Below are 17,055 nucleotides of genomic sequence, written 5' to 3'. Positions count from 1 at the left end.
TCCGTGCGTGTAAGCGTGAATGAGATATTGCCGCGCGGCGGCCAGAGGTGAAAGAGACATGAACTTTCGTTCCGACAACACTGCCGCAGCCGCGCCGGAGATTTTGGCTGCACTGAGCGCCGTAAACGACAAGCCTGTCGCGGCGTACGGCGAAGATCCGTGGTCAAAGCAGCTGGACGAAAAATTCGGTGAAGTGTTCGAACGCGAGGTGCGCGTCTTCACTGTGGCGACAGGTACCGCGGCGAACTCGATCGCGCTCGCAAGCGTGACGCCGCCATGGGGCGGCATCATATGTCACGCCGAAGCGCACATCGCCTGCGACGAATGCGGCGCGCCGGAATTCTATTCCGGCGGCGCCAAGCTGGTTTTGGTGGAAGGCGCGCACGCCAAAATGTCGGCGGTGGCGTTGAAGGAGGGCATCGCGCGCAATGCACGCGGCATTCACTCGATCCAACCCGCCGCCGCTTCAATCTCACAAGCCACCGAACGCGGGGCGATCTACCGCCCAGACGAGGTCGCAGCGCTCGGCGCTATTGCCAAAGAAGCCGGTATTGCGCTGCACATGGATGGCGCGCGGTTCGCGAACGCGCTGGTGGCGCTCAGATGCGCCCCCGCTGACATTTCCTGGCGCGGCGGCGTCGGCGTGCTGTCGTTTGGAGCGACGAAGAATGGCGCGCTCGCCGCCGAGGCTATCGTTTGCTTCGATCTCTATCGTGCCGAAGAGATCGCGCGCCGCCGCAAGCGCGGCGGACACCTGTTCTGCAAGGGACGCTACGCGGCGGCGCAATTGTTGGCGTATTTCGAAGGTGGGCTTTGGCTCCGCTTGGCGGAGCGCGCCAATGCATTGGCCGCGCAACTGGGCGAAGCAGCAGCGCCGTTTCTGTCCGCGCCCGTCGAGAGCAACCAGGTCTTCATCAAGCCGGGCGTGGCGGGCTTGGCCAAGTTGCGCGCCGGTGGCGCCGATTTCTACGATTGGGCCGAGGAGGGATCAGGCGAAGCGCGCCTAGTCGTTTCCTGGAACCAGGACGAGGCCGACGTCAAAAGGATGTGCGCCTTGCTCGTGTCGCTGCGTTAACGCGCCGGGTCGAGCATACGTATGCGCGGCGACACGCCGTGGGCGGTCTTGGCCCAACGGTGCGGGCGAAACAGTAAAGCGAATAGCGCGCGATATGCGGCAATAGATGCGAGCGGCCAGTAAGCCGGCATAGTCAACGCCGCTCGGGCGTGACTCAAACTATTTGACAAGGCGCAAGCCGTAAGTGCGGCGAAGATGGCGACGCAATAGCCGCAGAGCGCCAGCACGAAATCTGCTGGGGTGAGCAGCGTGTAGGGCGAAAGCGCGGCGATCGCGATCACGCAAGCGATCGGCCCGTGCAGGAACGCCGCGACCAGCCCGCCGCTAAGCATCAGGTGCATCATAGCGAAGGACACCACGCCCATTTCCCGCGCCGTCCGGATCGGATCGCGCATCAGCACGAGCCACGTTTGCATGTGTCCCTTTATCCAGCGCGTGCGTTGATTGAGCCAGGCTGCGAACGTGACCGGCGCCTCTTCGTAAGTCGGTGGACCGATCACATCGATGCGATAGCCGTCGCGGGCGAAGCGATAGCCCAGGTCGGCATCTTCAGTGACGTTGTAGCTGTCCCAGCCGCCGACCGTGCGCAACGCTTCGGTGCGGAAGTGATTGCTGGAGCCGCCGAGCGATACGGGTACGCGCATGCGCGCCAGCAGAGGCAATACTTCGCGAAACTGGATGGCATACTCGGAGGCGAACTGGCGCGCGATCCAGTTAGCGTCGGCATTATCGATCACGAGCGGAGCCTGCACGCAGGCTAACCTGCCGTCGCCGTCCTCAAATGCGCCCAGAGCCGCGAGCAGCTGTTGCGGGTGCGGACGATCCTCCGCGTCGTAGACGACGACAAACTCGCCGCGCGCGCGGGCTAAACCGACATTGAGTGCTTTCGGTTTGGTCCGCGGCGCTGCCGCCGGTACGATCACGATTTCAATATGCGGCGCGCTTGAAGCGGCTAGCGCCGCTGCGATCGTATCGACGTCGTCGCCCTCTACCAATAGCTTCACATCGAGTGCGTTCGCCGGGTAGTCCAGCGCATTGAGCGCGGCCACCAGGTCAGGGACTATATTTGCTTCACGGTAGAGTGGGCACAACACCGTATAGACTGGCCATTGCTGCGGCTTAGCTAACCGCCACAAGATCGGCGCCAAGCTGGCCGCTGCTACCAAACGCAAGCCAATGGCGAGCGCGAACAAGCAGAGCGCCGCGATATGCGCGACTTCGAATGAAAGCGCAGGGGCCGCCGCAAACGCCCAGACGATCAAGCCTATCAGCGCGGTGAGCGCGAGGACCTGCGTCGCAAAAAACACGCGCTTGGACGAGCGTGCGGGGAAGGCGCGGTGAAAGGCGAGGCGCGCGGCGTCCAACTCCGCGGCGCTGACAGTCGCCACGGGACGCAGGCCGTCTAACCGAGGCTCGCCCCCATCCATCCCCATCGGCTCAACACAGGATTGTAGGAGGTGGTTACTCACAACCAACGAAGGGTTGTCAAGATACAACTCAAAAGGGAAAGCGCCATCTGCCCTTCGCGCGCCTCGCGCGGCGGTCGACTGCAGAGTACAGGACGACATCAAATGGAGCGCGCATGACCCAGAACGACTTTGCCAGCGTGCTGACGCGGATCGCGGAATACGCCGCCGCATATCGAGCAGGTGCGCCGGCGCGGTCGCATCGTCCTGAGATCGGCTACGCGGACATGCTTGAGCGGCTTGGCGGCGCTATTCCCGAGCGCGGCGCGAGCATTGATGCTCTGGTTACGGAGCTGATCGAGCGCGCCGAACCGGGGCTCGCCGCCATGACGGGCCCGCGCTTCTTCGGCTGGGTGATCGGCGCGTCCGCGCCGGCGGGGATGGCTGTCGACTGGCTCACCAGCACATGGGCGCAGAACACTGGCAATGCACACGCGACGCCGTCTGCATCGGCGATCGAAGAGGTTGCGGGGCAGTGGCTGCTCGATCTGCTCGACCTGCCGCGCGAGAGTTCTGTCGGCTTCGTCACCGGCGCCACCATCGCGAATTTCACCTGTTTGGCGGCGGCGCGCGGTGAGGTGCTGCGCCGCGCCGGCTGGGATTGCGAAGCGCAAGGCTTGTTCGGCGCGCCGCCGATCCATGTTGTGCTCGGCGAAGAGGCGCATTCGACGGTCTTTTCCGCTCTCAAATACCTCGGTCTCGGCACGTCGCGCGTCGTGTCCGTGGCCATCAACCGCGAGGGCTGCATGCGCGCCGAGGCGTTTGAAGCGGCGATGCGAAACCTGGACGGCCCGATCATCGCCATTGCCCAAGCGGGGCACATCAATTCCGGCGCGTTCGATCCGTTCATTGAAATAGCGCCAATCGCCAAGCAAAAGGGCGCCTGGCTGCATGTCGATGGCGCGTTTGGCCTGTGGGCGCGCGCTTCGCGTGAGTTGGCGTCGCTTGGGGCTGGGGTTGAGTTGGCGGATTCGTGGGGCACTGACGGGCACAAGTGGCTGCAGACGCCATACGACAGCGGCTACGCCATCGTGCGCGACCGCGACGCCCATCGCCGGGCCATGCTGATCGCGGCGAGCTATCTGCCTGAGGGCAATGAGCGCCATCCTGCGGACTACGTGCCGGAGTTGTCGCGCCGGGCGCGTGGGTTCGGGACCTGGGCGATGATCAAATCGCTCGGTCGCACCGGCGTCGCGGACATGGTCAGTGGCCACTGCGCGTTGGCGCGGCGGATGGCCGATCGGCTCGCGAGCGAAGGCGATATCGAGATTATGAATGAGGTCGTGCTGAACCAAGTCGCGGTGCGTTGCGGGACGGATTTCGACGGCGAACGCGCCGATGCCCTGACACAACGCGCCATAGCGCGCATCCAGCGCGAGGGTGAGTGCTTCGTTGGCGGGGCTGTTTGGGGCGGGCGGCAGATCATCCGCGTTTCAGTGATTGGCGCGGGCACGACTGAGGCCGATATCGACCGCAGCGCTAGTGCGGTCATCGCGGCGTGGCGCGCGGAGCGTGCGTTGAACGGCTGACACGAAACGAAGGGCGCATTACACAATGCTTTGGTAACGCTGATCCAGCCATGGTGCAGACGGAGTTTGCCCGTGCCTCTTCCTGCTTATTCCGCCTGCGTGGCCTGCGCGTGCGGCGCCAAGTATGAGCGCGCCGAGGCGCAGCTGCCGATCAAGGACATTGGCATATTCGAATGCCAAGTCTGTGGCGAAGTGGTGGAGCGTTGGCATGGGCGGAGTGTGCCGACGTTCAGGCTGGTGCAGAACCCCACGACGAAAGCGTCGAACGCGGCTTAGGCCGCTTTCAAGAGCTCGCCCGCCAGCCCTTTGCGCAGCAGCGCCGCGGTTTCGCGCACGCCAAAGATTGCAGCGAACTGGCCGAAGCGGGGGCCGCTTTCTACGCCGAACAGCACTTCGTAGAGCGCCTTGAACCAGTCGCGCAGCGGCTCGAATCCATGCTCCTTGCCGACGGCGTAGACCTCGGCCTGGATCGCTTCGCCGTCGGTGACATCCGCTGGCAATGCGTCGAGGCGCTTGATCATGTCTTCGAACGCCGCGCGTTCCTTGTCGGTGGCGGCCCGGAATTGCTTCGTCGGCTTCACGAAGTCGTTGAAATAACGGAGTGCGTAATCGGTGAGGGTGTCCAGGAACGGGTGCGTTTGCGGCGTGGCGCCTGGCGCGTATTTGCGAATGAAGGCCCAGATCTGATCCTTCGTCTCGGCGTTCGACGCGGAGACGAGGTTCATGAGCAGCGCGAACGAGATTGGTGATGCGTTGGTCGGCGGTTTGCCGGAATGAATGTGCCAAGCAGGATTCTCGAGCCGTTCGGCGTCATTCTGCTTCTGGTAGGCATCGACGAATGTGAGATACTCGTCCACCGCCTTCGGGATGACGTCGAAATAGAGCTTCTTCGCCGTTCTCGGCTTCTGGAAGTTGTACAGCGAGAGGCTTTCCGGCGCGGCGTAGGCGAGCCATTGCTCGATCGAGATGCCGTTGCCCTTCGACTTTGAGATCTTCTCGCCGTGCTGATCGAGGAAGAGCTCATAGACATAGTTAATCGGCGGCTCGACGCCGAGCGCTTGGCAAATCTTCGCATAGACCGGCTGGTTCGGCTGGTGATCCTTGCCGAACATTTCGAAATCGACGCCGAGCGCCGCCCAACGCATGCCGAAATCCGGCTTCCACTGCATCTTGGCGCGGCCGCCGGTGACGGTTTGCGTGATCTCTTCGCCGTCTTCGTCGTCGAACGTCACCGTGCCGTTGGCGGCGTCAATCTTTTTCATCGGCACGTAGAGCACGCGGCCGCTCTTCGCCGAGATCGGCAGGAAGGGGCTGTACGTCTTACGCCGCTCTTCGCCGAGCGTCGGCAGCATGATCGTCATGATCTTGTCGTAGACTTGGAGCGCCTTCAGCAGCGTCGCGTCGAACGCGCCTGACTTGTAGAGTTCGGTCGCCGACTTGAACTCGTACTCGAAGCCAAAGCCATCCAGGAACGCGCGCAGCCGCGCATTGTTGTGATGCGCGAAGCTTTCGTGCGTGCCGAACGGATCGGGCACGTCGGTCAGCGGCCGTTGCAGGTAAGGTTCGAGCAGCGCGTGGTTCGGGACGTTATCCGGAATCTTGCGCATCCCGTCCATGTCATCCGAGACGCAAATGATCTTGGTCGCGATTTTGTCGTCCGTGAGCACGCGAAAGGCGTGGCGGACCATGCTGGTTCGCACGACTTCGCCGAAGGTGCCGATGTGCGGAAGGCCCGAGGGGCCGTAGCCGGTCTCGAACACGACGACGTCCTTCGGCTGCCGTTTCAGACGCTCGGCCACCAGGCGGGCTTGTTCGAACGGCCAGGCCTTTGCGCCGGCGGCGAGTGTGGCGAGGTCAGACATCAGCGAATCTCATACTCTTCGGATAACGCGCCCATGGCATTTTCGCCAAGCGGCCCTTTGCGGCGAGCGCGAGGAAAGGCACATTCATCCATATGCGCACGCTGATCTTGTTCCGCCACGCCAAAGCCGTCCGCGCCCACGAGGCCGATAGCGACGAAGCGCGCGGGCTGACGGGCAGGGGCAAACGCGAGGCGGCGCTGGCGGGCGCGGCCGTGGAGGATGCGGGGCTGAAGCCTGTGCTGGCGCTGGTCTCCAGCGCGCAGCGCACGCGGGAGACGGCGGAGGTCGGCTTGCAGAATTTCGCGCTGGAGACGCGCATCGAAGACGCGCTGTACCATGCCGCGCTTGAGGGCATTTGGGACGCGTTCACCGCGAGCGACGCGGAGAGCGTCGTGGTGGTTGGCCACAATCCTGGCATCGGCGAATTGGTCTCGACGCTGGTGCATCAAGCCCACGACGGCTCCAAGCTCGCGCGCGAGTTCAGCACGCATTTTCCGACCGCGGCATTCGCGGCGTTTGAAATCCGCGGCGAACTGCTGCGCGCCGCGGGGCCGCGTCTGCTGACGGCTTGGAAGCCTGATCGCGATTAGTTCGGAATGAACCGGGCGTCGCCCAATGCAGAGTCCGCAACGGTGCGATTGGCGTTCACGTACGTCGTGCCGTTCCACTCCCACACCGGGAACGAGAAGCCCGGACCGCCATCGGCGAAATCGTTGCCGCCGTTGTGTTGGGTCGGCAGGATAATGATGCCGCCGCCACGGTTCTGATAGATTTCGCGCCATCCACCTTCAGTGCTGCGATAGAGCACGACGAGGGGACCGTCGCCGTAGCACGCGGCCGCGCTTGGGCCGCCGCCTATCACGAAGGCGATCGCGCGCCCAACGCCGGGCCCAACATCGGCGACGATGAATTGCGGCGTGACCATATCGCCGCATTCGTTCTGCACATGGCCTTGCGCGTTAGCGCTCAAGTTCAGCGCCGCGAGGATGGCGCTCTTTTCGTCGGCTGTTGCTTCGCCGGTTGCCGACGTTGCTGCGCCGGCGGTTTGCGCGTCGGCATCGTTGGGCGCCGCAGCTTGGCCGCACGCTGCGAGCGCGAAAAACATGGAAACGGAAATGGCTTTGAAAATACGCATGGAGAGCCCCCAAGGCGGCGACCTTTGCACAGCGCGCGCGTTTCGTCACCCAGCGGCGTCGCCGCTGAGGCGGATTGAGGTTGCTCCCCGTCGGGAGAGCGGGACGCGCCGTGGGCGCTGGACCAGAGGGAGAGTGAGTGTTTTCGCGCACACGACCGTCCCGCGCAATCGTTTGGCTCTGGCGCACCGGGTGAGGAGCTTTTCACTCCGGAGCCGGACGCTTGAGACGTGCGGACGATGCCTTCGTCCGGACCCCAGCGGTTTCAGGCCCCGCTGGCTACCGACGCTTTGTCTGCGCCCTCACGTTCGATCACGTCTCTCACGCTCAGGTGTTCGGCTAGCACTTGAACCTCCCGTGTGAGAGATGCAGTCAGTGTATGGGTGGTTCAGATCGGTCGGATAGATTGGCGTGAATATTTGCAGGTTGAGCGCGGGGCTTCAGCCCCGCATCGATGCAAACGCTCGAGTATGTAGCGAAAATGCGCGCCTGAAGGCGCGCGCTCCAACTTGCTCAGTTTGGCGAATGCGTTGGATAGAGGCCGCCTCTATCCTCCTATTCGGCGCTACTGGCTGGCCCAGAGAATGCGCGCGATCCAGTCGATGTCGGCGGCGGGGAGTTCGCGCGGCTTGTGTGCGGGATTGAGCGAGATGAGTTCGACCATCTGTTCGTTGCGGCGACCCAGAAGCTTCGCCATCACTTCGCCGGCGCGTGAACGCACCACGACGCGGTCGCCGCGCCGCACGGCAGCGCTACCTGGTTGAACAATGACGACATCGCCGGCGCGATACATCGGCTCCATGGAGTCGCCGGCGATTTCGAGCGCGTAGACGCGGTCTTCACCGAGATCGGGAAAGCGTACGGTCTCGTCAGCGCCGACGGGAAAGCCTTGTTCGTCGAAGAAACCGTCAGCGCCTGCGCGCGCCATGCCGACAATCGGAATTGCGCGACCTGCTGCACCGCTGCGGCCCGCTAGAAGCGCCGCGAATTCGTCCCAGGTCGTCTCCGCCGCGTTGAGCGCGCGCGATACGCTTTCGGTCGATGGCCAGCGCGGCTTGCCGTCAGGCGCTTGGCGCTTGGATTTGTTGAAGGTGGTGGGATCGAGGCCCGCCGCGCGCGCCAATCCCGAAGCCGAGAGCCCTCGGCGTGCCGCCAGCGCATCAATCGCGCGCCAGATTTGGCTGTGCTGCATGGCGGACGGTTATACCTGCTGGACGAGGACTTTCAACCCATAGATAGGATATTATTCCGAGTTGTGTGGCGTAAAAATTGCAATCTAAAGTCGTGTGGTACGGCGCGGCGCGAAGGCTGTGCTAGGCGAGGCGCGATGGAATCGGCCAAGCCAAACCGCACGTGAGTTCGCCCCAAGACCTCGTCACCAGCGCGCTGCGCTTGATCGATCCGGAAACGGCGCATCACGCCGCGCTCGTAGCGTTGCGCTCGGGGCTTGGCTCGCGCGCGCGCGCCGATCGCTGGCCGCGGTTGAAGACAAGCTTGGCGGGGCTCGAGCTTCCTAACCCGATCGGTATGGCGGCGGGCTTCGACAAGAATTGCGAAGCGCCCGACGCTTTGCTTGCCGCCGGCTTTGGCTTCGTCGAATGCGGCACCGTCACACCACGCCCGCAAGAGGGCAATGAACGTCCGCGCATCTTTCGCTTGAGCGAAGACCGCGCTGTCATCAACCGGTTGGGCTTTAACAATAAAGGCCTGGACGCCTTCGCGGATCATCTCGGCGCGCGGGCGCATCGCAAAGGTGTGGTCGGCGCCAATGTCGGCGCCAACAGGGACAGCACCGATCGCGCGGCTGATTATGTGCTCGGCATGGGCCGGGTCTGGAAGCATGCCGCGTATGTGACAGCGAACATCTCGTCGCCCAACACGCCGGGCTTGCGGGGCTTGCAGGAACGCGGCGCGTTGGAGGATTTGCTTGGGCGCCTGCGCGAAGCGCGCGGCATGCTGGAAGCGGCTCACGGCGCGCGGCCTTTGTTCTTGAAGGTGGCGCCGGATCTCGATGAAACGGCGGTGCGCGACATTGCCGAACTGGCGCTGGCGTACAGCCTCGATGCGCTCATCGTCTCCAACACTACGCTGCAGCGTCCGCCGCATTTGACGTCGGACAACCGCGAAGAGCAGGGCGGGCTATCCGGTCAGCCGTTGTTTCAGATTTCGACGCACGTTCTGCGCCTTTTTGCGCAAGTGCTTGACGGGCGTCTGCCGCTGATCGGCGTCGGGGGCGTGGAAAACGGCCTGACCGCATTCGCCAAGCTGAAAGCGGGCGCAACCGCCGTGCAGCTCTACTCGGCGCTGGTCTATCAGGGGCCGAGCCTCGTTGCCCGCATCTTGGACGAACTCGACGGCCTGTTGGCCGCCGAGGGCGTCGATTCAGTGAGCGAAATTATCGGCGCCGAAGCGCGCGCTTAGCTGCGGGCGACAACGCGCTGGCGCATTGCCGTAGTCATACCGCGGATGTCGGTCATGAGGGCGCGAATGTCGCCGTTGTTGCTATCGAGTTCAGCCAGGAAGTCGCGCTGCTGTTGCTGGGCCAACCAAATTTGATTGCCCTCGAGCAAGAGCGAAACGTCGACAACCTTCCACGCATTGCCGGAGCGAAGCAGGCGCCACTGCACCGTCATGGCGCGACCGCCACCGCGCGGCTCGATTTCGCTGGTGACGATCACGTCGCGGCCGGCGACGCGTTCGGTCGAACCGGTGACGCGTATGGCACTGCCGCTGAAGCGGGCGAGGCGATCTTCGTACACGGCGATCGCGTATTCCTGGAACGTGCGCGTCCACTCCGTGCGAAGCGTCGCGTCGGAGCGCAATTGCGCGCTGTAGCGGCCGAGTACGAAATTGGCGATGCGCGGCATGTCCGAGAACTGCGCCATCAAAGTATTGAATGTCTGCCGGCGCTGCGTCGACGAGATGTTGTTGTCGCCCAGCGTGCGCAACGCGCTCGCGGCATTCGCCTGAACGTAGGTCTCGGCTTCAGTGTTGCGCGCCGCGTACGCGTTGGGCGCCGCGGCCAGCAGCCCGACACCCAACATGCCGGCAAGAAGTGCGGCGCGGGAAATGGGGCGAGTGATCACTGCTGCTCTCCTGATGGTTTTTGACGTTTCTTCGAGGTGGGTGCGTCGGGTGTTTCCGCCAAGGTTACGGTCGCGTCCTCATTTTGGATCGCGCCAACCTGTTGCGAATTGTCCCCAGTCACACCGTTGTCACTTGGCGCATCGACGTCACCGGGCGTTGCCGGTTGTTCATCAATGTCCTCGAACTCCGGCAAATCTTCGACATCGGCGGGACCGTTCTGGATCGCGCTTTCGCGCAGTAATCCATAGGAAGTCCTGATGGTGACGTATGGGTCCAAAGAATCCCGGCGAATATCATCAACGGTGTCGAGCACGAGTTCGCGCGCTGCAACGCCTGAGAGAATTACGCGCGCGATGCGCACGTCATCGGCTTCGTCGAAATCGGCGTACGTAAGTGGATCAATGCCGACATCCACAATGCTGCCAGCGCCATCGCGCAACGTCGTCGGTCCCATCAGCGGGATGAACAGGTAGGGGCCAGAATCGACACCCCACACCGCAAGGGTTTGGCCAAAGTCTTCATCGTGGCGATCGAGTCCCATGCTCGTAGCGGGATCGAAAATGCCGGCGATGCCGATTGTTGAGTTCACGCCGAACCGCACGGCCGTTGTGCCGGCGCGGCTGAATTCGCCCTGCAAGACATCGTTGGCGAAAATCACGGGGCCGCGAAGATTGCGCAGCAGGTTCAGCACGCCCTGGCGCACTGGCCGGGGTGTGATGGCGCGATAGCCGCGCGCAACCGGTTCGAGCACGGCTTTGTCCACGCCTTCGTGGATCGCGAACATTTGGCGGTTGAAGCCTTCCCACGGATCAGCGGGCCCCGCCTCTTGGGCGTGCGCGAGCGCAGGCGTGGCAAGGCACGCTGCAAAGCTCAACGCTGAAATAAGTCCCCGCATTCGCAGACGTCCCGTTTGGTCCACGCGCCAAATAATAACGGATCAGGGTTAATCAAACTCAGCTGTGTGGTGCGTGAATACGCGCGCTTGCTTGCGGCTCAGGCTGCGCCAGCTAAATCTTTGAAATATCTTTGTAATTGGATCGGCGCGGCGCCAGCGCAACAGCCAGATTAAGTTTTCCCCAAGCTCTCGGGCGCGCCCATCGAAGGGACTTCCAAAACCTCTTCGCCCGTGTGATATAAAGATATGTTTATATCTCCAACCCTGCCGGTGCCAGAGCGCCGCGATGCGTCCCGCGTGGTTGGTGCGCTGAAGGCGGCCGGGGAGCAAACCCGGCTTCGCGCCTTGGCGCTGCTCACCGAAGGCGAACTCGCGGTAGGGGAGCTGGCGCAAGCTCTGGATCAGAGCCAACCGCGCGTGAGCCGGCATCTGAAGCTGATGACTGAGGCCGGGTTGGTGGAGCGCGCGCCGGAGGGGGCGTGGGTGTTCTATCGTTTGCCCCGTCTGCACTCGACTGAGCGGCACCTGGCCGAAGCGGCGCTGGCGATGCTCGATCCGGGCGATCCGATCTTGGTGCGCGATGCCGAACGGCTCGGTGCGATACGCTCGGCGCGCGACGAAGCGGCGGCGGCCTACTTCGAGCGTAACGCGGCGGACTGGGATCGCGTGCGTGCATTGCACTTGCCGGAAGCGGATATCGACAGCGCGATTCTCGCCGCTGCGGGAGCGGGGCCATTTGATCTGATGGTGGACGTCGGCGTCGGGCAGGGGCGGATGATCCAGCTCTTTGCCGATCGCGTGCGCCGCGCGGAAGGCTTCGACACGTCGCGCCAAATGCTCGCGATTGCGCGGGCGTCGTTGGATGATTTGAAAGCGAAAGCGGTCGTGCGTTTCGGTGATGCCTATGCGCCCCCGATTCCGCACGGCGCGGCGGATCTGGTGACGATCCACCAAGTGCTGCACTTCCTCTCCGACCCAGGTCGCGCCATCGCTGAGGCAGCGCGCATGCTGAAGCCGGGCGGGCGTTTGGTGATCGTCGATTTCGCGCGCCACGACTTGGAATTCTTGCGCGAAGAGCACGCCCATCGACGTTTGGGCTTTGACGACGCGGAAGTTGTAGAGTGGTGTGAGGGTGCGGGCGTGCGGAGCGTGAAGGCGACGGCGTTGGCGCCGAAGAAGCGCGACTCTCTCACAGTGAAAATTTGGGCGGGGAGCAAAGCGTGAGCGCGCATGCACCAACACTGCTCGCGAACGCTGCCGAACGCGTGAAGCGCCCGAGCGTGTCGTTCGAGTTCTTTCCGCCAAAGTCAGACGCACTCGAAGCGACGCTTTGGGAGTCGATCCGCAAGCTTGAGCCGCTGGGGCCGAGCTTTGTCTCGGTCACCTACGGCGCGGGCGGGTCAACGCGCGACCGTACGCACCGCACCGTCGCGCGCATCGTCACCGACACTTCACTGAAGCCCGCCGCGCACCTGACGTGCGTTGCCGCAAGCAAAGCGGAAGTGGATGGCGTGTTACGCGACTATTGGCGCGCGGGCGTGCGGCGCATCGTGGCGCTGCGTGGCGATCCGCCGGGCGGCGTCGGCATGCCGTACCTGCAGCATCCTAACGGTTATGCGAGCGCGGTGGAGCTGGTTGAGACGGCCGCGCGCATCGGCAATTTTGACATTTCGGTCGCGGTGCATCCCGAGAAGCATCCGTCGAGTCCGAGCTTCGATCACGATATCGAGACGTTCAAACGCAAGCTCGGCGCAGGCGCGACGCGCGGCATTTCGCAATTCTTCTTCGATGAGAATGTGTTTCTGCGCTTCCGCGACCGCCTTGCGCGCGCGGGCGTCTATGCGCCGATCTTGCCCGGCATAATGCCCGTCACCAATGTGAAGGGCTTGAAGAAGATGACCGATGCATGCGGCGCGACGTTGCCGCGCTGGATGATCCAATTGTTCGAAGGGCTAGACGACGATCCCGAAACGCGGCGGCTGGTGACGGCGGTGACGACGGCGCAGCTCTGCGCGCGGCTTTCGGCGGAAGGCGTGCGGGATTTCCATTTCTACACGCTCAACCGCGCCGACTTGGCGTTGGCGATCTGCCGCATTCTGGGCGTGCGCGTGAAGGAGGCGGTGCAATGAACCGGCAGCAGCGATTGGCCGCGCTGAACGCGGAATTGGCGAAGCGTATTTTGATCCTCGATGGATCGATGGGCGCGTACCTGCAGGGCTTTGGGCTGACGTCCGAGGATTTCCATGGCGCGCGCTTCGCCGATCATGCGAGCGCGCTGAAGGGCAACAATGACCTGTTGTCGCTAACCAAGCCTGAGGTCATCACGCAGGTGCACGACGCCTATCTCGCAGCCGGCGCCGACATTATCGAAACCAACACGTTCAGTGCGACGCGGATCAGTCAAGCGGAGTACGGGCTGGCGGACATTGCGTATGAATTAAACGTCGAGGGCGCGCGGTTGGCGCGTGAGGCTTGCGCTAAGTTCGAGAAGATTGACGGCAAGCCGCGCGCGGTCGCTGGCGCGCTGGGGCCGACGACGAAGTTGTTGTCGATGTCGCCGGAGGTTGGCGATCCCGGCCGGCGCGATTGCGACTTCGACACGATGGCCGCGAACTACGAAGAACAGACGCTTGGGCTGATCGAGGGCGGCTCCGATCTCATCCTGATCGAAACCATCACCGACACCTTGAACTGCAAGGCGGCGCTGTGGGGCGTGTGGGAGGCGTTCGACAAAACCGGGGTGGAACTGCCGATCTGGATCAGCGGTACGATCACGGATCGCTCTGGCCGCACGCTGTCGGGGCAGACAGTGGAGGCGTTCTACAATTCGGTGCGCCACGCCAATCCGTGGGCGATTGGCCTGAACTGCGCGCTCGGCCCCGCCGACATGCGCGCGTTCCTCGCCGATCTCGCGCGCGTGGCGGACTGCGCTGTGAGCGCATATCCGAACGCGGGCTTGCCGAATGCGATGGGCGGGTACGATGAGACCGCGCATTCGATGGAAGCGCACTACGCGGAGTGGGCGAAGTGCGGTCTGCTCAACATTGCAGGCGGCTGCTGCGGGACGACGCCCGATCACATCGCGCATCTGAAGCATGCGGTTGAAGGCGTGAAACCGCGTGTGGCTGTGGCGCATGATGTGCGCATGCGTCTCGCCGGCCTCGAACCGTTTACGGCGGTCGCGTGAGCGAGAATACCAACCTCTTTGCCAATTTCGTCATCGTCGGTGAGCGTACCAACGTCACCGGCTCAGCGAAATTTAGGAAGCTGATCGAAGCCGACGATTACGCCGGCGCGCTCGTAGTGGCGCTGCAGCAGGTCGAGAGCGGCGCCAATGTGCTCGACGTCAACGTCGACGCGGCAATGATCGATGGCCCGGCGGCGATGACGCGGTTCTTGAACTTGATCGCGTCAGAGCCAGACGTCGCGAAGATTCCGCTGATGATCGACTCTTCCAAGTCGGAGGTGATCGAGGCGGGATTGAAGTGCGCGCAGGGTAAGTCGATCGTGAACTCGATTAGCATGAAGGAAGGCGAGGACGCATTCTTGTTGCACGCTCGCAAGGTGCGCCGTTACGGCGCCGCCGCCGTGGTGATGGCGTTCGACGAGCAGGGGCAGGCCGATACAGCCAAGCGCAAGATCAATATCTGTACGCGCGCCTACAAATTGCTCACGGACAACGGCTTCCCGCCGGAAGACATCATCTTTGATCCCAACATCTTCGCGGTGGCGACGGGAATCGAAGAGCATGCCGACTACGCCAAGGCGTTTTTCGAGGCGACGGCTTACATCCGCGCTGAGCTACCACATGCCCATGTGTCGGGCGGCGTCTCCAACGTCTCGTTTTCGTTTCGCGGCAACGAGACGGTGCGCGAGGCGATGCACGCCGTGTTTCTCTACCACGCCATCCGCGCCGGCATGGACATGGGCATCGTCAACGCTGGGTCGCTGACGCTGTACGACGATGTCGAACCGGAATTGCGCGAGCGCGTTGAAGACGTGCTGCTCAATCGCCGCAACGACGCAACAGAGCGGCTGCTGGAGATGGCCGAGCAGGTCAAAGGCGGCGGCAAGAAGCGCGATACGACGAAAGACTTGGCGTGGCGCGAGAAGCCTGCGCGCGAACGGCTCAGCCACGCGCTGGTGCATGGTATCAACGAATTTATCGTCGAAGATACGGAAGAAGCGCGGCTGCAAGCGGAGCGTCCGCTGCATGTGATCGAAGGTCCGTTGATGGACGGCATGGGCATCGTCGGCGACCTGTTCGGCGCTGGGAAGATGTTCTTGCCGCAAGTGGTGAAGTCGGCGCGTGTGATGAAACAGGCGGTGGCGCACCTCATTCCGTACATGGAAGAGGAAAAGCAGCGCACCGGCATGGCTGGCAAATCGAACGGCAAGATCGTGATGGCGACCGTGAAAGGCGACGTGCATGACATCGGCAAGAACATTGTCGGCGTCGTGCTGCAATGTAACGGTTACGAGATCGACGATCTCGGCGTCATGGTGCCATGCGACAAGATCCTGGATCGCGCCAACGAGATCGGCGCCGATGCGATTGGGCTGTCGGGGCTGATCACGCCGAGCCTCGACGAAATGGTGTTCGTCGCCAGCGAAATGCAACGGCGGGGCATGAAGCTGCCGCTGCTGATCGGCGGGGCGACGACGTCGCGCACGCATACTGCCGTGAAGATCGCGCCAGCGTATTCAGGGCTCACGCTTTATGTAAACGACGCTTCGCGCGCGGTGCCCGTGGTGCAAAAGCTGCTCGGCGCTGACCGCGACACGCTGATCGCGGAAGCCAAGGCGGATCAGAACGCGGCGCGCGAGAGCTATCTCGCCGGTCAGGACAAGCGTCCGCGTCTGCCGATCGCGAAAGCGCGGGAGCGGGCGCTGAAGTTGGACTTTGCGCCAGTGAAGCCGAGTTTTCTTGGCGTGCGATCGTTCGACAATTTCCCGCTGGCCGACCTGGTGCCGTACATCGACTGGACGCCATTCTTTGCGTCGTGGGATTTGGTTGGGCGTTATCCGGCGATCCTCGAGGATGAGATCGTCGGCAAAGCCGCGCGCTCGCTGTACGCCGATGCGCGTGCGATGTTGGATCAACTCGTGGCCGAAAACTGGGTGCGGGCGTCGGGTGTCGTCGGCTTCTGGCCGGCAAATCGTGACGGCGACGATATCGTGCTTTGGCAGGATGAAACGCGCGCGCAAGAATTGGCGCGGCTGTGCACGTTGCGGCAGCAGATGGACAAAGGCGAAGGCAAGACGAGTCTCGCTTTGGCGGATTTTATCGCTCCACTAGAACCCTCTCCCCCCTCGCGGCGGAGAGGGCAGGGTGAAGGGGGGCGTGCAGACGCTCAGGCGCCTGATCGTTTGAACGCCCCCCACCTCCCAACCTCCTCCCCGCAAGGGGGAGGAGGAGTCGTTGATTACATCGGCGCGTTCGCAGTGACGGCCGGGCTTGGCGAGGAAGACGTCGCCATTCGCTTTAGGCGCGCCAATGACGATTACTCCGCGATTCTGGCGCAAGCGTTGTGCGATCGCTTGGCGGAGGCGTTTGCGGAAGCGCTGCACGCGAAGGTGCGGCGTGAGCTTTGGGGTTACGCGAAAGACGAGGGTCTGAGCACGGACGACCTCATCGCTGAAAAGTACAAAGGCATCCGGCCGGCGCCCGGGTATCCGGCGCAACCCGATCACACCGAGAAGACCACGATTTTCGATCTGCTCGATGCACGCGTGCGCACTGGCATCGATCTCACCGAAAGCTTGGCGATGACGCCGCCGTCTTCCGTCTCGGGCCTCTATCTCGCGCATCCGCAGGCTGAGTATTTCGGCGTCGGCAAGATCGATCGCGATCAGGTGGCCGATTATGCACGCCGTAAGGGTTGGGACATCGCGACGACAGAGCGCTGGTTGTCGCCGATCCTCGCGTATCACCCTGTGATAGCGAAGGCGGGCTAAGGTTCCATTCGTCCGCAAGGGCGCGATGCCTGTCGCAATCGACTAGCCGG

15 protein-coding genes are annotated in these 17,055 nt (G+C 63.2%); 9 read left to right on the top strand and 6 right to left on the bottom strand.

All coding sequences use genetic code 11. The annotated features are described in order from the left end of the window. Window positions 1–58 precede the first annotated feature (58 nt). Window positions 59–1,075 (top strand): threonine aldolase family protein, encoded by a 1,017-nt coding sequence (locus DSM104635_RS14530; protein ID WP_158766899.1) that lies wholly within the window; start codon window positions 59–61, stop codon window positions 1,073–1,075. Here the strand turns inward: DSM104635_RS14530 and DSM104635_RS14525 are convergent. After that, window positions 1,072–2,463 carry a glycosyltransferase family 2 protein gene (locus DSM104635_RS14525; RefSeq protein ID WP_158766898.1) on the bottom strand — a complete coding sequence of 464 codons (1,392 nt, stop codon included), beginning with the start codon at window positions 2,461–2,463 and terminating at the stop codon, window positions 1,072–1,074. The genes DSM104635_RS14530 and DSM104635_RS14525 overlap by 4 nt on opposite strands. Window positions 2,464–2,657: 194 nt before the next feature. Between DSM104635_RS14525 and DSM104635_RS14520 the strand changes: the two genes are divergently transcribed. Both DSM104635_RS14520 and DSM104635_RS14515 read left to right on the top strand, forming a co-directional pair. Further along, complete coding sequence (locus DSM104635_RS14520) at window positions 2,658–4,070, top strand: pyridoxal phosphate-dependent decarboxylase family protein (RefSeq protein ID WP_158766897.1); 1,413 nt, start codon at window positions 2,658–2,660, stop codon at window positions 4,068–4,070. A gap of 72 nt (window positions 4,071–4,142) precedes the next feature. Then, complete coding sequence (locus tag DSM104635_RS14515) at window positions 4,143–4,346, top strand: hypothetical protein (protein WP_158766896.1); 204 nt, start codon at window positions 4,143–4,145, stop codon at window positions 4,344–4,346. Here the strand turns inward: DSM104635_RS14515 and DSM104635_RS14510 are convergent. Next, window positions 4,343–5,935: a lysine--tRNA ligase gene (locus tag DSM104635_RS14510; RefSeq protein WP_407703515.1), complete on the bottom strand. Its 1,593-nt coding sequence runs from the start codon at window positions 5,933–5,935 to the stop codon at window positions 4,343–4,345. The genes DSM104635_RS14515 and DSM104635_RS14510 overlap by 4 nt on opposite strands. A gap of 89 nt (window positions 5,936–6,024) precedes the next feature. Here DSM104635_RS14510 and DSM104635_RS14505 point away from each other — a divergent pair, with 89 nt between their 5' ends. After that, window positions 6,025–6,522, top strand: coding sequence for a SixA phosphatase family protein (locus DSM104635_RS14505; RefSeq protein WP_158766894.1), 498 nt, complete (start codon window positions 6,025–6,027; stop codon window positions 6,520–6,522). Here the strand turns inward: DSM104635_RS14505 and DSM104635_RS14500 are convergent. Both DSM104635_RS14500 and DSM104635_RS14495 read right to left on the bottom strand, forming a co-directional pair. Then, window positions 6,519–7,067 carry a hypothetical protein gene (locus DSM104635_RS14500; protein WP_158766893.1) on the bottom strand — a complete coding sequence of 183 codons (549 nt, stop codon included), beginning with the start codon at window positions 7,065–7,067 and terminating at the stop codon, window positions 6,519–6,521. The genes DSM104635_RS14505 and DSM104635_RS14500 overlap by 4 nt on opposite strands. A 563-nt stretch (window positions 7,068–7,630) precedes the next feature. Continuing rightward, a complete protein-coding gene (locus DSM104635_RS14495) occupies window positions 7,631–8,257 on the bottom strand; it encodes a S24 family peptidase (protein WP_158766892.1) in 627 nt (208 codons plus the stop codon). 161 nt (window positions 8,258–8,418) lie between these two features. Between DSM104635_RS14495 and DSM104635_RS14490 the strand changes: the two genes are divergently transcribed. Beyond that, window positions 8,419–9,486: a quinone-dependent dihydroorotate dehydrogenase gene (locus DSM104635_RS14490; protein ID WP_158766891.1), complete on the top strand. Its 1,068-nt coding sequence runs from the start codon at window positions 8,419–8,421 to the stop codon at window positions 9,484–9,486. On the opposite strand, the gene DSM104635_RS14485 is transcribed toward DSM104635_RS14490, so the two are convergent. Together DSM104635_RS14485 and DSM104635_RS14480 are read right to left on the bottom strand one after the other, a co-directional pair. Further along, complete coding sequence (locus tag DSM104635_RS14485) at window positions 9,483–10,151, bottom strand: MlaC/ttg2D family ABC transporter substrate-binding protein (RefSeq protein WP_158766890.1); 669 nt, start codon at window positions 10,149–10,151, stop codon at window positions 9,483–9,485. The two genes, DSM104635_RS14490 and DSM104635_RS14485, sit on opposite strands and share 4 nt — an antisense overlap. Then, the gene (locus DSM104635_RS14480) at window positions 10,148–11,047 is read right to left on the bottom strand and encodes an MlaA family lipoprotein (protein WP_158766889.1); all 900 of its coding nucleotides are present in this window, start codon (window positions 11,045–11,047) and stop codon (window positions 10,148–10,150) included. The genes DSM104635_RS14485 and DSM104635_RS14480 overlap by 4 nt, the downstream gene beginning before the upstream one ends. Before the next feature lie 246 nt (window positions 11,048–11,293). On the opposite strand from DSM104635_RS14480, the gene DSM104635_RS14475 reads away from it, so the two are divergent. The 4 genes from DSM104635_RS14475 to DSM104635_RS14460 are packed head-to-tail and all read left to right on the top strand — an operon-like array spanning window position 11,294 to window position 17,005. Next, complete coding sequence (locus DSM104635_RS14475) at window positions 11,294–12,271, top strand: ArsR/SmtB family transcription factor (protein ID WP_158766888.1); 978 nt, start codon at window positions 11,294–11,296, stop codon at window positions 12,269–12,271. Further along, window positions 12,268–13,176 carry a methylenetetrahydrofolate reductase [NAD(P)H] gene (gene metF, locus DSM104635_RS14470; protein ID WP_158766887.1) on the top strand — a complete coding sequence of 303 codons (909 nt, stop codon included), beginning with the start codon at window positions 12,268–12,270 and terminating at the stop codon, window positions 13,174–13,176. Before DSM104635_RS14475 ends, metF begins: the two co-directional genes overlap by 4 nt. Next, window positions 13,173–14,234 (top strand): homocysteine S-methyltransferase family protein, encoded by a 1,062-nt coding sequence (locus DSM104635_RS14465; RefSeq protein ID WP_158766886.1) that lies wholly within the window; start codon window positions 13,173–13,175, stop codon window positions 14,232–14,234. Before metF ends, DSM104635_RS14465 begins: the two co-directional genes overlap by 4 nt. After that, a complete protein-coding gene (locus tag DSM104635_RS14460; RefSeq protein WP_158766885.1) occupies window positions 14,231–17,005 on the top strand; it encodes a vitamin B12 dependent-methionine synthase activation domain-containing protein in 2,775 nt (924 codons plus the stop codon). The genes DSM104635_RS14465 and DSM104635_RS14460 overlap by 4 nt, the downstream gene beginning before the upstream one ends. The last annotated feature ends 50 nt before the right edge of the window (window positions 17,006–17,055 follow it).

This window comes from Terricaulis silvestris (assembly GCF_009792355.1).
GTDB classification, from domain to species: domain Bacteria; phylum Pseudomonadota; class Alphaproteobacteria; order Caulobacterales; family Aquidulcibacteraceae; genus Vitreimonas; species Vitreimonas silvestris.
Note: the sequence above shows the minus strand (reverse complement) of the source record. Positions and strands in the feature narration are given on the sequence as shown.

Coding starts and splice junctions, on each gene's coding strand:
- DSM104635_RS14530 (WP_158766899.1), top strand. CDS start 59: ATGAACTTTCGTTCCGACAACACTGCCGCAGCCGCGCCGGAGATTTTG.
- DSM104635_RS14520 (WP_158766897.1), top strand. CDS start 2,658: ATGACCCAGAACGACTTTGCCAGCGTGCTGACGCGGATCGCGGAATAC.
- DSM104635_RS14505 (WP_158766894.1), top strand. CDS start 6,025: ATGCGCACGCTGATCTTGTTCCGCCACGCCAAAGCCGTCCGCGCCCAC.
- DSM104635_RS14500 (WP_158766893.1), bottom strand. CDS start 7,067: ATGCGTATTTTCAAAGCCATTTCCGTTTCCATGTTTTTCGCGCTCGCA.
- DSM104635_RS14495 (WP_158766892.1), bottom strand. CDS start 8,257: ATGCAGCACAGCCAAATCTGGCGCGCGATTGATGCGCTGGCGGCACGC.
- DSM104635_RS14480 (WP_158766889.1), bottom strand. CDS start 11,047: ATGCGGGGACTTATTTCAGCGTTGAGCTTTGCAGCGTGCCTTGCCACG.
- DSM104635_RS14475 (WP_158766888.1), top strand. CDS start 11,294: ATGTTTATATCTCCAACCCTGCCGGTGCCAGAGCGCCGCGATGCGTCC.
- DSM104635_RS14465 (WP_158766886.1), top strand. CDS start 13,173: ATGAACCGGCAGCAGCGATTGGCCGCGCTGAACGCGGAATTGGCGAAG.